11 protein-coding genes are annotated in these 14,618 nt (G+C 58.9%); 6 read left to right on the top strand and 5 right to left on the bottom strand.

Going from position 1 to position 14,618, the window contains the following annotated elements:
- Positions 1–135 precede the first annotated feature (135 nt).
- From QMK54_RS15755 to QMK54_RS15745, 3 genes are all read right to left on the bottom strand, one after another.
- The gene (locus tag QMK54_RS15755; protein WP_320400825.1) at positions 136–1,020 is read right to left on the bottom strand and encodes a sugar phosphate isomerase/epimerase family protein; all 885 of its coding nucleotides are present in this window, start codon (positions 1,018–1,020) and stop codon (positions 136–138) included.
- Between the two features lie 91 nt (positions 1,021–1,111).
- Positions 1,112–2,134, bottom strand: a complete 1,023-nt coding sequence (locus QMK54_RS15750) for a glycoside hydrolase family 3 N-terminal domain-containing protein (RefSeq protein ID WP_320400824.1) — start codon at positions 2,132–2,134, stop codon at positions 1,112–1,114.
- A gap of 47 nt (positions 2,135–2,181) precedes the next feature.
- Entirely contained in the window at positions 2,182–3,351 is a 1,170-nt protein-coding gene (locus QMK54_RS15745; RefSeq protein ID WP_320400823.1) for a Gfo/Idh/MocA family oxidoreductase, read from the bottom strand.
- Between the two features lie 420 nt (positions 3,352–3,771).
- Between QMK54_RS15745 and QMK54_RS15740 the strand changes: the two genes are divergently transcribed.
- Complete coding sequence (locus QMK54_RS15740) at positions 3,772–4,638, top strand: helix-turn-helix transcriptional regulator (protein ID WP_110661413.1); 867 nt, start codon at positions 3,772–3,774, stop codon at positions 4,636–4,638.
- A 14-nt stretch (positions 4,639–4,652) separates the two neighbouring features.
- Here the strand turns inward: QMK54_RS15740 and QMK54_RS15735 are convergent, their stop codons facing one another.
- Entirely contained in the window at positions 4,653–5,825 is a 1,173-nt protein-coding gene (locus QMK54_RS15735) for a thiamine pyrophosphate-dependent enzyme (RefSeq protein ID WP_223588640.1), read from the bottom strand.
- 529 nt (positions 5,826–6,354) lie between these two features.
- Here QMK54_RS15735 and QMK54_RS15730 point away from each other — a divergent pair.
- The 5 genes from QMK54_RS15730 to QMK54_RS15710 all read left to right on the top strand — a co-directional run bounded on the left by QMK54_RS15730 (position 6,355) and on the right by QMK54_RS15710 (position 12,165).
- Entirely contained in the window at positions 6,355–7,515 is a 1,161-nt protein-coding gene (locus QMK54_RS15730) for an ABC transporter substrate-binding protein (RefSeq protein ID WP_110661895.1), read from the top strand.
- Positions 7,516–7,610: 95 nt separating this feature from the next.
- On the top strand, positions 7,611–8,546 hold the full coding sequence (locus tag QMK54_RS15725) for an ABC transporter permease (protein WP_110661896.1): 936 nt from the start codon (positions 7,611–7,613) through the stop codon (positions 8,544–8,546).
- A 28-nt stretch (positions 8,547–8,574) separates the two neighbouring features.
- Positions 8,575–9,366, top strand: coding sequence for an ABC transporter permease (locus QMK54_RS15720; RefSeq protein WP_007996153.1), 792 nt, complete (start codon positions 8,575–8,577; stop codon positions 9,364–9,366).
- Between the two features lie 5 nt (positions 9,367–9,371).
- Positions 9,372–10,451, top strand: coding sequence for an ABC transporter ATP-binding protein (locus tag QMK54_RS15715; protein ID WP_110661897.1), 1,080 nt, complete (start codon positions 9,372–9,374; stop codon positions 10,449–10,451).
- A 127-nt stretch (positions 10,452–10,578) separates the two neighbouring features.
- The gene (locus QMK54_RS15710) at positions 10,579–12,165 is read left to right on the top strand and encodes a GMC family oxidoreductase (RefSeq protein ID WP_320400822.1); all 1,587 of its coding nucleotides are present in this window, start codon (positions 10,579–10,581) and stop codon (positions 12,163–12,165) included.
- A gap of 820 nt (positions 12,166–12,985) precedes the next feature.
- On the opposite strand, the gene hisD is transcribed toward QMK54_RS15710, so the two are convergent.
- The gene (gene hisD, locus QMK54_RS15705) at positions 12,986–14,269 is read right to left on the bottom strand and encodes a histidinol dehydrogenase (RefSeq protein ID WP_320400821.1); all 1,284 of its coding nucleotides are present in this window, start codon (positions 14,267–14,269) and stop codon (positions 12,986–12,988) included.
- Positions 14,270–14,618: the final 349 nt, after the last annotated feature.

Below are 14,618 nucleotides of genomic sequence, written 5' to 3'. Positions count from 1 at the left end.
TAGTATTGAGAACAAGGCCACCGGGAGCGATGGCAGCCAATAGAGAGTGACAAGCCTTGACTTGCGCCTGCGCAATGACGGGCAGGCCGAAATCAAACTTGAAAAAGTACTTTTTGGTTGTTGTCGAAAAGCTGTTTATCGACCCACAAGCCGGGTCAACAGTAACTTCAACGCTTTGGCGACTTCGTAACTGTTCTGTTGTTGCTGTTTCTTGCAAAACAACTCGCAACTCCACCAGCCCTCGTACCCGGTGGCCTTCACCGCAGCCGTCCACTCGACAAGGTCCAGAACCCCGCTGCCCGTCGGCACATCCCTGAGGATTTCTTCGTTGGCGATACCACCTTCATACGGCAGCGAGTCACACACGTGCACGCCGTAGATCAGGTCTTTGTTCATCCTGGCAATGTCTTGCGGCTTCACGCCCGAGGTAAAGCAATGCCAGTAGTCGATGACCATCTTGACGTTATCGCGCCCGCAGCGATCAATCAGCTGAAGTTGGTGGTCCAGGCTATTCAGTGGCGTCCAGGACAGCGCTTCAAGATAAAGAAGAACGTCATATTGCTTGGCCAGATCAGCCAGCAAGGTGAGATTCCTGGCGGTCAAGTCATACTGGGTCGCTTCATCAAGACCCAGCAAGCCCGAGTAATGCTTGCTCTTGCCGTGCTGCTGGAAATCGATCACGGCCTGGACATTGATTGGCCCGGTGAGCACTTGCACACCTTTGGCGCCGGCCAGGTTGGCCAACTGGAACAGTCGCTCGGCCTCTTTGAGCAAGTCATTGCGTTCGGTACCCTGGCGCTCGATATCCCTCAGGTAACCAATGCCTGTGACAGGCACGTCCGCAAGCAAATTTTTCAGTTCCGCTTCGGTATAACCGGCCTGCAGCCAGGCTTCCAGTTTTGCGCTGTTGATCTCCAGCGCATCGAAACCCGTGGCCTTTTTAATGTCGATGTCCATCGCCAGGGTCGAGTGCTTTGCAACTGTGGAATGCAGGGCCAGGATATTGTTTTGGGTTTGCATATGACGCTCCTACCGTTGTTATTCATTGTAGAGCGATCGGATTCAGGTAGAGATTTCGCAGCCACGCTAAATAAGGCGCGAACTGACGCAGTTACCGCGTCAGGTCGTGCGTGGCATTGGCCAACGCCCGTACCTTGAACGCGGCAGCCAGCAGAACCCGACGGTCCAGAACCCCCGCATCGACGGCCGCGACAATGGCTGCGGCGATGGCATCCAGACCAGACTCACTGGACACCAGCAACAGGTGTGCGCCTGCCGACAGTGACGCAACGGCCGTGTCCGTGATGGAGTTACCGCGAAGGATGGACACCGCATCGAGGTCATCGGAAATAATCAAACCGTCGAAACCAAGGGTGTCACGCAGAAGGCCGATGATTGTCGACGAGGTGGACGCCGAATGCTCAGGGTCGAGCGCCGGGAACACCGCTGGCCCCGGCATCACCGCCTTGACGCCCGTGGCGATGACTTGCTTGAAGACCTCAAGGTTGTCGTGCAGCAAATGCACTGGCCCGGGAACTGTGGCGGGGGCAATCGCCGGATCCGCTTCAGTGATGTAATGGCCCGGGAAGTGTTTGGCCGTGGCAATCACGCCTGCCCGTTGCACCCCGCGGATAAAGGCACAGCAAACCCGGCTGACCTCGAGCGGGTCGGCGCCCAGGTGCCGGTTGAGCAGCCATGGGTTGGCGCCGGTGACCACGTCGACAATCGGTGCCAGGAACAGATTGACGCCCAGGCTGCGTGCCGCCCGGGCCATCTCGAAGCATCGATGTTCGATGTCCTGAGTGCTCAGCGCCTTGAACTGCTCTCGCGACGCGACGGCAGGGACCAATTGATGAAGGCGTTCGATGCCGCCGAGTTCCTGGTCCACCGCAATCAGTACCGGCGACCCCGCCAACGAGGCCCCTTGCCGGGCGATGTTGACGAAATCTGCCTGGGTTTCCGCGCCCTTTCGCGCCGCGCTCATGGCTCGGCCCACGTACTCGTCCCGTGTCTCCCCCAGCAACAGGGAAACGCCCCCGCGGCTCAGATAACGACGGACGTTTTCGTCCAGGTGCAAATCCCCGAACGCGGGAAGCAGTACCGAATATGCCGCTCTGTAGAGTTCGCTAGACATCGATTTTCCTTGGTTGCGTAGTGTTGAGCACAGAAAGCGTGGAGGTGTCAGTTGGAGGGAAAAGGCACCCAGGCACGCCGTCGGCTGGACTCGACGCACGCCTGGGACAGGCAGACGCCGCGCACGCCCTCATGGATGTCGGGTAACGCAATGCTGGTTGCGCTGCGCCAACCTGCGCCGGCATCGAGTGCCTCGGCGAAATCGGCGTAGAGAACAGCGAGTGCTTCCAGATAGCCTTCGGTGTTGCCGGCGGGCAAGCTGGTGAAGTTCAGTGTCTGGGCGGCGTTGTCGCTCTGGCCTCGGCGGTAGATGCGCTCTGCACCGTCGACGGGGGTAAAGCGCAGTGTTTCCGGGGACTCCTGGCACCATTCGAGCGAAGCCTGGCTGCCGATGATTTTGAAGCGCAGGCCATTACGATGGCCGGGCGCCGCGAAACTGGCCCACAGCAGACCGTCTACCCCGCCTTCGAACTCCAGCTGCACCACACAGGTGTCGTCCAGCCCCCAGCCGGGTACGACCGTGGTCAATTTGGCATTCAGGCTGGTGCAACGGCGCCCGCCCAGGAACTCAAGCATGTTGAAGGCATGGGTGCCGATGTCCCCGACGACACCGGTGGGGCCGGCCTTTTGCGGATCACCGCGCCAGGCCAGGCTTTTACTCAGCGTCGAGACACCCGGCGCCAACCACTCCAGCAGGTACTCGACATACATGAAGCGAATGTCGCCAAGCTCCCCGGCCTGAATACGACTGCGGGCATCCCTGACCATGGGATAGCCCTGGTAGGTGTAGGTCAGCGCGAAGAACGTATCGTGCTGATCGGCAATGCTCGCCAACTCAGTGGCTTCTTGTGGGCTGTTGACCAGCGGCTTGTCGCAAATGACCGGAATGCCCGCCCGCAGAAACAATCGGCAAGGTTCAAAGTGCAGGTGATTGGGTGTCACGATGACGACCGCCTCTATGGGGTCGGATCGACGCGACTCGGCAGCGGCCATGTCCTCGAACGACAGGTAGATGCGCTCGGGTTGAAGGCCAAGTGCCGCGCCCGCCTCCCGACACTTGTCGGCATCCGAAGAGAAGGCACCGGCGACAATGTCGAATCGATTGCAAAGACGCATGGCCGCCCGGTGATAACTGGCGAAGTAAGCGCCCTGCCCGCCGCCAACCATGCCTACCTTGAATCGCCTTTGTCCTGGAATATCGCCGGTCAACCTTGCCATCGCCTGAGACTCCAATCGTTAAGCCTTGAAGTATCGATGGCGAACTTTCTTTGCACCATTTCGCACACCCTCGATACATGACGCGGACTGAAGCACTATTCGGCCATGGCATGGATATCTGTTACCGACGGCCGGACGAAGTGTTACTGGCCGGGCATGCGCCTACCCAATGGTGACTCGGACTGGCCAGCAGGAGCGCTTACAATCTGACGCATTGACTGATATTGGCGGATTGAACTTAAATACTCTTTGCGGGCATGAAACATGCTTGATTAACTATTGAAAATTCAATTGTTTAAGTGGGCACCAAGTTATACAGGCGGTTATTTCGATAACTGATTTATAACCTATATAACCTTCCGCTCTTACACCCTGGCCTATATCGAGAAAAAAATGCCCAGCCGAGGAGATTCGTCGCCCATGTCGCTAACTGCCGCCACCTCGCACCCTGAGCGACAACAGGTTCGCAGCGACTTGCAAGCCAACGTGCAAAAGAACCTGAGTACGCTGGTGGAGTCTTGTCGCTCGGTGGCAGACATGTGCCGCAAAGTTGATGTCAATCGCCAGCAGTTCAACAAATACCTGGTGGGCCAGCACGTCCCCTCGCAGAAAATCCTGCAGAAGATCGGCCGGTATTTCATGATGGAGGCCGAAGACCTTTTCCGGCCGCCCGCCGAGTTCAAGAAGTTTTATGAAGGCTACGAAAACGAACTACCGACAGACTTGCGGGCCTCGGCGCAATTCAATCATTTCCTGCCCCTGGCGAAGCAGTCGGCGGATCTGCTCGAGGACTATCTGGGCGTCTATTACCGGTACCACAACTCCTCTATCTATAAAGGCCGCATCCTGCGTTCGGTCACCTGCCTGTATCGGGCCGACTCGATGGTCCAGTACGTCACCGTAGAACGCTTTCCCTTGCTCGATGGCAGTGGAAAGATCGGCTATTCGTTCACCTATCACGGATTCTGCCTGCTGCTGGGCGATCGTCTGTTCATGGTCGATTTCGAGGGCAAGCAACGTAACGAAATGACGTTTTCGATTCTCACGCCGCAGCATCGCCGGCCAATCCGGTTCCTTTATGGTTTGGTCACCGGTGTGGCGTCATCGTCTTTTCGCCAACCCTTCTCGACGCGCATGGCGTTGGGGCTGGTGGACAAAGGCAAGATCCGCAAACATCACCTGCGCAATGCAACCGCGGTGCTTCCCAGCGATCAGTCGTTACCGCTGGAAGTGCGCGAATACATGACGGGCGATAACGCCACTATCGTCTGGGGCGGTCAGGATTGAGACGTTGCGCTCAATCAGTTCGCTCGCGAACTGCGCGCAGTAATGATCTCCACCAACGACGGCCCTTTGCTGTTCAGCGCCTTGATGAAGGCTGGATTGAGTTGCGAAGCATGTTCGACTCGCCACGCTTGCAGGCCAAAGTTTCTGGCGATGCCCGCGAAGTCAGGCGAGTAAGGTTTGCCGTCCGGCAAATTGAATTCCCCGGCCCGATGTTGCCCGGCGAGGGAAACTTGCACATCGCTCAACGACTCAGGCCCGCTGTTGTTGAACACCAGGAACACCACGGGAAGACTGTGCATCACGCACACCGCCAGTTCCTGCATCGACTGTAAAAAATCCCCGTCGCTGACGGCACACACCACTTGACGTGCCGGCATGGCGAGCTTCGCGCCAATGGCTGCCGGAACTGCCCAACCCAGCGCGCCGGCGCCAGAGGTACAGAAGTGACCTCGGTGTTGATAATCCGGGAAGATCTCACTGACAGTCTCCCGCAGACTCTGCGTCCCGACCATCAGCAGCGCATCCCCCTCCAGGATCGAACTCAGTTGCGCCAGGGGCCTGAGAGCCACCAGCGGTGGGATGTCGCTGGCGTTGTTGGCCCGCAAGGTGGCGGGTGACAAACTGGCGTCGACCGAGGCGCCCTGGACAGCCGCCGGGATATCCAGGCTGACCGGGCCGACGCGACCGCTGAACATCGTATCGAAGGCCTGGCGCAGGGCCTGCGCCAACTGTTCAATCGACGAAACCCGCACATGCTCTTTGCTGATGCCAGTGGCTGTGAACTCAGGAGAATCAACGCCGCGTTCGGTGTCGCCGGCAGTGATCACCAGCATCGCCGAGGCATCCGCCAACGCCACTGCAATCGCGCCCAAGGCTTTCGAAAGGCCCAGCGGCGCCGGCAGAAGTATGGCCATCGGCCGACCGCAGGCACGAAAATAGCCGTCGGCCAGGTGGACCGCGCTTTGCTCCTGTATGACATGAATGAAAGGGATGTCGGAGCCTGTCTTGAGCAATGCTTCTACCAAGGCCCAAGAGCCTTCACCCGGCATGCCGGCAACATAATCGACACCGTTCGCTTTCAGCGCTTTCGCAACAATCTGACCACCCGTGAGCTTCACAGAAAAACTCCCATCGAATAGACGCTGGCGCCAGTGCGGATGCACGTTGCTGCGTCTCAAGACCGTCATCGGAGTATTCGCCTGGAACAAACACGGCTCAATTTCGCACCCCCCGCAAAAGAGACGCACGTTGACGCACGTGAACACCGCCCATCCCCCGCTCAAGCGGGACTATCGTTATCAGGAGACTGCTGCGCCGATTAGGTCACTTTGATGCGTCAGAGTGCGTCGCTTTTAAAGGTGCTGCGAAATTGAGTGCCCTGCCCGCCAGGCCAATACTCGATCCATGAAAACAACAAGCCGAGCCTATCAAGCGCTGGGCGCGCCACGTGAAGCCTTCACCCTGCTACTTGAAGAACACGGCGCGTACCCAGCCAAGGAAGAGTCGATCGGACCAGTGGAGGCCAACTGCGCAATGCTCTCTCTACCAGGCAGCACAGCGCCACAACCTCCCCAGCCGCATGGAAACATCGCTGGCCATAACTCTGCCGATTTACCTGACTGCATGCATAAGGACATGCCCGGCGAAACCCGCCGAGCGCACGCCATTGCAAGTCGTTAACCGTTAGCAAACAACCACCCTAGGCAGGAACTCAAAATGAAAAAAGAAACAGAGTCGGGTTATGGATCAACCGGCATTAACCTGGATTCGATCAGCCTGAACCGGCGCTCGTTCATGCTGGGGGCTGCTGCGTCTGCCGCAGGGTTGTACATTGCTTCGTTCGTGCCAAGTGCATTTGCCGCCTCCTCGGGTCATCTGGAGATTCTTGGCTGGGAAGGTGAAACCGGTGATGCGGAGCTGGCCGAGTGGCGCAAACAGCGTGGCATCACCGTGCGCTCCAGCTATGCCAGCAACCAGGACGACATCACCGCGCGGCTGGCCGGTTCCGATCCCGTGCAGCTTGACCTGACCATGTACGCGTTGGGCTACGAGACCATCTATCAGCAGATGGGCCTGCTCAAGGCGATCGATACCGCGCAGATCCCCAACTACTCCGCAGAAAACACCGTGCCGCTGTTCTATAAAGGCAGCCGCTGGTACTGGGATGGCAAGCAATGGGGCGTCCCGCTGTTGTGGGGCATGAACACGATCGTCTACAACCCCAAGAAAATGAACAAACCCGCCGAGTACAAAGACCTGCTCGACCCGAAACTGAAGGGCCGGCTGACCTTTGTCGATGACGGGACTTCCAACTGGTCACTGATCGCGATCATTGCCGGCTACGGCGACAAATTCCCTAACCTGACCCGCGCCGAATTCGATGACGCCTTCGAAAAACTCAAACCGTATCGTGATCAATGCCGAGTCTTTGCGGCCTCCTCGGGCGATGCCGTTTCGCTGTTGGTGTCCGGCGAAGTCGACGCGGTGTTTTCGGCGTCGGCCAACACCCCGAGCGAGACCAAAAAGCGCGGCATAGTCACAGAGCTATCGGTGCCCAAGGAAGGTGCTGCCCTCTGGTGCGATGCCTTGTTCATCCCCAAGACAGCCAAGGACGTACCGCTCGCGCTGGAGTTCATCAACAAGACGCTTGAGGCCGACACGCAGGCGAAAATGGCCACCACCATGTTCTCCGGCGTGGTCAACAGCAAGGCGGTGCCGCTGCTCTCCGAAGAGCTCAGGACAACGTTCGACTACGCGAACCTGGACAGCTTTTTCGAGAAATCGAAGCTCTACGGCCAGCCGCCCCTGAGCTCCGACAAGTACGTGACCTATGCCGAGTGGATCGATCAGTGGGCGAACTTCAAAGGCTCGTTCTAGCGGCCCCGGCTATCCGCCCAGGTAAAAGAACGGCTTGAGAGGGCGCCCGGCAAGGCGCCCTCGTTATCGAAACAAAAAGCAAAGGCACAATCATCATGAACGTAGTCAACAACAGCGAGCCCATCCTCCTCGATGACAGGGATTCAAAGGCTGGCAAACACGTGAAAATCGACAAGAAAACACTCAGCGGCTATCTACTGGCATCGCCTCCCCTGTTCTTTCTGGTGGTGTTCTTCCTCATTCCGTCGCTATTGCTGCTGGTCGCGAGTTTCTGGACCGCCAAGACCTTCAGCATGGAACCTGCGGCAACCCTGGCCAACTACGCCAAGGCCTTGACTGCCACCGGGTTTTACGACTCGCTCTGGATCGCCCTGCAGAATGGCTTCTGGACCGCGGTGCTGTCGACGGTCATCAGTGCCCCGGTCGCCTACTACATTGTCTATCGCACGCGCTCCAATGCCGTGCTGTACCTGGCCCTGGTCTCCTGGTTCTCCAGCTACCTGGTGCGGGTCTACGCCTGGCGCTCGATCCTGGGCACCAACGGCGTGATCAACTCCACCCTGATGCACCTGGGACTGATCGATCAGCCACTGGAATGGCTGGTCTTCAGCAAGTTTTCAGTGGTGTTGACCCTGGTGCACATCATGCTGCCCTTCACCCTGCTGCTGCTGGTGTCGGGCTTGCGCGACATCAAGCGGGACTACCTGGAAGCCGCTGCGGACCTGGGTGCCGGCGGTGCCACCATCCTGTGGCGGGTGATCATGCCGATGGCACACAAGAGCATCGTCAGCTCGTTCATGTTCACCTTCGTGCTTGCCGCCAGTGACTACGTCACCCCCCAGCTTTTGGGCGGCCGTGACGCGATGACCACCGGCCTGGTGATCGCCAACCAGTTTCGCTCGGTCGGCAACTGGCCACTGGGGGCTGCGATGGCCTACTTGCTGCTGCTGGTTTTCATGCTGGTCTATGCGTTGCTGCTGGGTGTGTTGCGGGCTGCAAACCTGGCGCCCGGCAAGCGTTACCACGACTGATGACCGCCCATAAAAAAGGTAACTCGCCATGATCAGGCTCTTCACTTACGTCTACATGCTGTTTCTTTATGCGCCCATCGCGATCATCGCGCTGTTCAGCTTTCATTCGTCGGCCTCGCTGTCGTTCCCGTTCGAAGGCTTTTCGACCCAATGGTACGAGGCGCTGTTCAGCAGCCCGGACTTCATGACCGCATTGACCAACAGTGCAATCGTCGCCGCGGGTTCGGCCATTCTGACCACCTTGCTGGGAACGTTCTCGGCCCTGGCGCTGATGCGCATGAAGGGCCGGATCAAATCCATCTTTGCCTTCATGAACTTCGCTCCAATCGCCCTGCCCGGGCTGTTCCTGGGGATCGCGCTGGTGATTTTCTTCTCGTTGATCGGCCTGCCACGCTCACTGTTGACGGTGATCATCGGCCATACCTTGTTCACCTTCCCCTTCTTCGTCGAGTCCGTGCGTTCTCGCCTGGAATACTTCGATCTGTCGTTCGAAGAAGCTGCACGTGACCTGGGTGCATCGCCGCTCAAGGCGTTCTGGTTGGTGACGCTGCCGATCATCGGCCCGACGATTGCCGGTGCCGCGATCCTGGCGATCGCCCTCTCCCTGGACGAATTCCTGATCACCGTGTTCGTCACCGGCAGCGACACCACGTTGCCACTCATGATTCTTTCGATGATGCGCCGCGCCGTCAGCCCAACCATCAATGCCGCCTCGGTGTTCATGCTGGTCGTGACCATTGCCATCATTGTCATTGCCGGCCTGGTCATGACCCTGCGCCGTCGTCGTCTCGAACTTGAACGTGCTGAAACTGCAGAGTAATCGCCATGACCAACAGTATCGAACTGACCGGAATATCCAAGAGCTACGGCAATCTGACTGCCCTGGGCAAAGTCGACCTGACCGTAAAGCGCAACGAAATCCTGACCCTGCTCGGCCCCAGCGGCTGCGGCAAAACCACACTGATGCGGATCATCGCGGGCTTCGAAGAACCGACCACCGGCAAGGTCGTGATCGACGGCAAGGACTCCACCGCGCTGGCACCGGAACATCGCCCCGTCAACATGGTGTTTCAGAAGTACGCCCTGTTCCCGCATCTCGATGTCTTCGACAACGTGGCGTTCGGACTGCGCCTGAAAAAGAAACCGCGAGACGAAATCAAGCGTGAAGTGACCAAGGCACTGGAGTTGGTGCAACTGGAAAGCTTCAAGAATCGCTGGATTTCCGAGCTCAGTGGCGGCCAGGCGCAACGGGTAGCGCTGGCCCGAGCCCTGGTCAACCGCCCCGCCGTGCTGTTGCTCGACGAACCCTTGGCGGCCCTGGACCTGAAGATTCGCCACCACATGCTCAACGAGATCAAAAGGATCCACGAAGAGACCTCGACCACTTTCGTCTACGTCACCCATGACCAGGACGAAGCGATGATCCTCTCCGATCGGGTGGTGCTGTTGAACAAGGGCGGCATCGAGCAGATCGGTGGGCCACAGGAGATGTACTGGTCGCCGCGCACCTTGTTCGCCGCAAAATTTTTCGGCGACACCAATATCGTCAACGGCACCTATGGGCCGGCCGATGCCAGTAGCGGTTATGTCGAGCTTCCGTTCGGACGCTACGCACACACGGTCAAGAACAACCTGGGTGCCGGGCCGGTCAATGTGTCGATCCGCCCGGAAACCATCGGCCTCGAGCCTGCCCTGGGCAAACCACTGGCCAACGGAGCCTTTGCCGGAAAAGTCAAAGACACTTCGTTCATCGGCAATCGGGTTATTTACCGCGTCGCCGTAGCCGGCGGAACCCTCGACCTCAAGTGCCAGCAGTTGCCGACCCCCGGCAGCCTCACACTGCCGCCCGGTGCGGATGTCGCCCTGACCTGCAAACCGGACAGCTTCGTGGTGATACCCGCCTGAACAGCTTTCGTTTGAACGGCAATCCCTGCGGCATTTCGCGCCGGGTCTGCGATTAACACCGACGCTGGATCAGCTCTTCACCAAGAGCCTGATCCGGCGTTTTTTTTGACCTGAACGGTGAACAACAATGGTCCAATATATCGTGGTCGGGGGTGGGTCAGCCGGGTGCGTCATCGCCTCGCGCCTGAGCGAAGACAAACAGGCGTCGGTCGTGCTGCTGGAGGAAGGGCCGAGAGACACCCACCCGTTCATTCATCTGCCGGTGGGTTTCTATAAAACCAGTCAGGGCAACCTGGTGGAACGCTACCCCTGGGAGCCACCGGCCGGCTATATCGGCACGCCGAATCCGACCATGGTGCAGGCCCGGGTACTGGGTGGCGGGAGTTCCGTAAACGCCATGGTGTACTTGCGCGGGCAACCTGCCGACTACGACAGTTGGGCCGAGGGCGGTGCCAGGGGCTGGGCCTACAAGGACGTCCTGCCGTTCTTCAGGAAATGCGAAAGCAATGACCGTTTCAGCAACGACGCCCATGGCACCGACGGCCCGCTCGGTGTCTGCGATCAACGTTTTACCCACCCCTTGACCAAAATCTGGCTACAGGCCTGCCAGCAGGCAGGGCTGGCCTACAACGCCGATTTCAACTCCGGGGTGCAGGACGGTTGCGGGCTGTATCAGATCAACGCCAGCAACGGCCTGCGATCGAGCACCTCGGTGGCCTATCTGAAACCCGCGCGGCGGCGCCCCAACCTGACGGTCAAGACCGATTGCCGGGTGTTGCGCATCCTCGTCGAAAACGGACGCGCCATTGGCGTTGAATACCTTGAGAAGAACCGTCGCCAGGTGCTGCGGGCCGATTGCGAAGTGATTGTCAGCGCTGGGGCGATCAACACGCCAAAACTGTTGATGCTGTCGGGCATTGGTCCGGCCGCTCACCTGCACGACAAAGGCATCAGGGTGATCCATGACCTGCCGGGGGTCGGGCGGAATTTGCAGGATCATATCGAAGTGTCGTTGATCAATGAACTGCGTCGCCCCTTGAGCTACGACAAGTACAAGAAGCCGCACTGGAAGATCGCCGCCGGCTTGCAGTACGCCCTGTTCCGCCAAGGCCCGGTGACCTCCAACGTGGTCGAAGGTGGCGCCTTCTGGCGGACTTCCCTGGCCGAGAACCGTGCGGACGCCCAGTATTGTTTCATGGCCGGGGCCGGCGTCGAGGACGGCGTAGGGTCCGTTCCTGGTGGCAACGGCTGCACCTTGAACGTCTGCCAGACCCGCCCTCGTTCCAGCGGTTTCCTGCAACTGCACAGCGCAGATCCCATGGACCTGCCCCGCATCGAGCCCAATTACCTGGCCGACCCGTTCGACGTGGAGTGCATGGCGCAGGCCACCGAGTTTGGTCGGCACATCATGTCCCAGGCCGCATTGGCCGGGCACATTCAGCGCGAGCACGTGCCCGCGGAACCGTTACGCACGCGTGATGACTATCGGCGATTCGTGCGCCAGCACGCCCACGCTGCGCTGCATCCGGTAGGCACCTGCAAGATGGGTATGGACGACATGGCGGTGGTGGACAACGAACTGCGTATACACGGGATCGATGGCCTGCGGATCGCCGACAACTCCATCGCACCGAGCCTGTGTTCCAGCAATACCAATGCGCTGGCGATCATGATCGGCGAGAAGGCGGCTCATCACATTCAGCGCGCGGGGTAACCCGGGCAAAGGGCCAATACCTGTAGGAGCCGGCTTGCCGGCGATGGACTCGAGTGCACCGCGTTTATCCGGGTTACACGCGTTATCGTTGACGATCATCGCTGGCAAGCCAGCTCCTACAAGGGACCGCGTCCCGGTCGAAACACGAAATACCTGTAGGAGCCGGCTTGCTGGCGATGGACTCCAGTGCGCCGCGTTTATCCGGGTTACACGCGTTATCGTTGACGATCATCGCTGGCAAGCCAGCTCCTACAAGGGACCGCGTCCCGGTCGAAACACGAAATACCTGTAGGAGCCGGCTTGCTGGCGATGGACTCCAGTGCGCCGCGTTTATCCGGGTTACACGCGTTATCGTTGACGATCATCGCTGGCAAGCCAGCTCCTACAAGGGACCGCGTCCCGGTCGAAACACGCAATACCTGTAGGAGCCGGCTTGCTGGCGATGGACTCAAATGCGCCGCGTTTATCCGGGTTACACGCGTTATCGTTGACGACCATCGCTGGCAAGCCAGCTCCTACAAGGGACCGCGTCCCGGTCGAAACACGCAATACCTGTAGGAGCCGGCTTGCTGGCGATGGACTCAAATGCGCCGCGTTTATCCGGGTTACACGCGTTATCGTTGACGACCATCGCTGGCAAGCCAGCTCCTACAAGGGACCGCGTCCCGGTCGAAACACGCAATACCTGTAGGAGCCGGCTTGCTGGCGATGGACTCCAGTGCGCCGCGTTTACCCTGTTCGCACGCGTTACCGTTAACGACCCTCGCTGAAAGTCCAAAAAAAACTCCCCGAATGGGGAGCCTTTTTTACCACTGGACGATCACACGGCCTGTTTGTAACGGCGAATCCGGATATCCGCCTGTTCCTTGTGCCCGGCAAAACCTTCCATGCCGCACAAGCGCGAGCAGTACTCGCCGACCAGCACAGAGGCTTCGTCAGTCAGGACACGCTGATAGGTGCAGGTCTTGATGAACTTGCCGACCCACAGGCCGCCGGTGTAACGCGCGGTTCCGGTGGTGGGCAATGTGTGGTTGGTGCCGATCACCTTGTCGCCGTAGGAGACATTGGTGCGCTGCCCGAGGAACAGCGCACCATAGTTGGTCATGTGTTCCAGGAAATACAGAGGGTCACGGGTCATGACCTGGACGTGTTCGGAGGCAATGCGGTCGGCTTCCTCGACCAGTTCGTCCACGGTGTCGCACAGGATGATCTCGCCATAGTCACGCCAGGCGACGGAGGCAACGGGCGCGGTCGACAAAATGCCCAGCTGGCGCTCGATTTCCGCCGGCAGGGTTTCCGCCAGCTCAGCGCTGTTGGTCAAAAACACCGCGGGCGAGTTGACGCCGTGCTCGGCCTGCCCCAGCAAGTCCGCGGCAATGATTTCGACATCGGAACTGTCGTCGGCTATCACCAGTGTTTCGGTCGGCCCGGCAATCAGGTCGATGCCGATCTTGCCGAACAACTGACGCTTGGCTTCGGCGACATAGGCGTTGCCCGGGCCGACGATCATATCGACAGGCTTGAAGGCATCGGTGCCCAACGCCAACGCAGCAATGGCCTGAACGCCGCCAACACAATAGATTTCATCGGCGCCGGCCAGGTACATGGCCGTCACGATGGCCGGATGAGGCTTGCCGTCGAACGGTGGCGCCGCTGCAACCACGCGCTTGACGCCCGCAACCTTGGCCGTCAATACGCTCATGTGTGCCGATGCCAGCAATGGATACTTGCCGCCGGGGATATAGCAGCCCACCGAGTTCACCGGAATGTTGCGATGTCCGAGGATCACGCCCGGGAGTGTTTCGACTTCGACATCGTGCATCGAGGCTTTTTGCACCTCGGCAAAACGCCGCACCTGTGCCTGCGCAAACTTAATGTCACCGATTTCCTGTTCCGAAAGACTGGCGACGCACGCGGCGATTTCTTCGTCGGTCAGGCGGAAGGTCGCAGGCTCCCACTTATCGAATTTCTTCGAATACTCGCGAACGGCTGCATCGCCGTTCTTGGCGACATTGGCAATGATCTGCTCGACCGTCTCGCGCACTTGCGCAGCGATTTCGGCTTGGGCTTCGACCGGCTTACTTTTTTTCAGATAACGAATCATCAATTTGCTCCTGGTGGTTCTTGATGCACGCAACATGCACTCAGCATTGGCAAACATCTTTTCGCACCCCCCTGCTCCGGGCAATTTCGCAGCCGCCCTATTGCTGACGCGATCTGACGCAGCACAGACGCAAAGTTGAAGCACTTGCAGCAGCGCAGCCGCTCTGGCGCGGGCGATCGTGTTATTCGTATAACCTTTTATTATCAAAACCGACTTGAACAAAACCGTTCTACTGTCCGTGCCTGTTCACCGCATCTCCACGCAAACCCAAGCCAGACTGGCTATTCCATTAAAAATTTGATCAAGGCATTGACAGCGGCGTTTTGAGTGATAGCTTAAATAAGCGGTT

Source organism: Pseudomonas sp. P5_109, assembly GCF_034009455.1.
In the GTDB taxonomy this organism is placed as follows: domain Bacteria; phylum Pseudomonadota; class Gammaproteobacteria; order Pseudomonadales; family Pseudomonadaceae; genus Aquipseudomonas.
The sequence above is the reverse complement of the archived record's forward strand: the minus strand, read 5'-3'. Positions and strand labels throughout refer to the sequence as shown.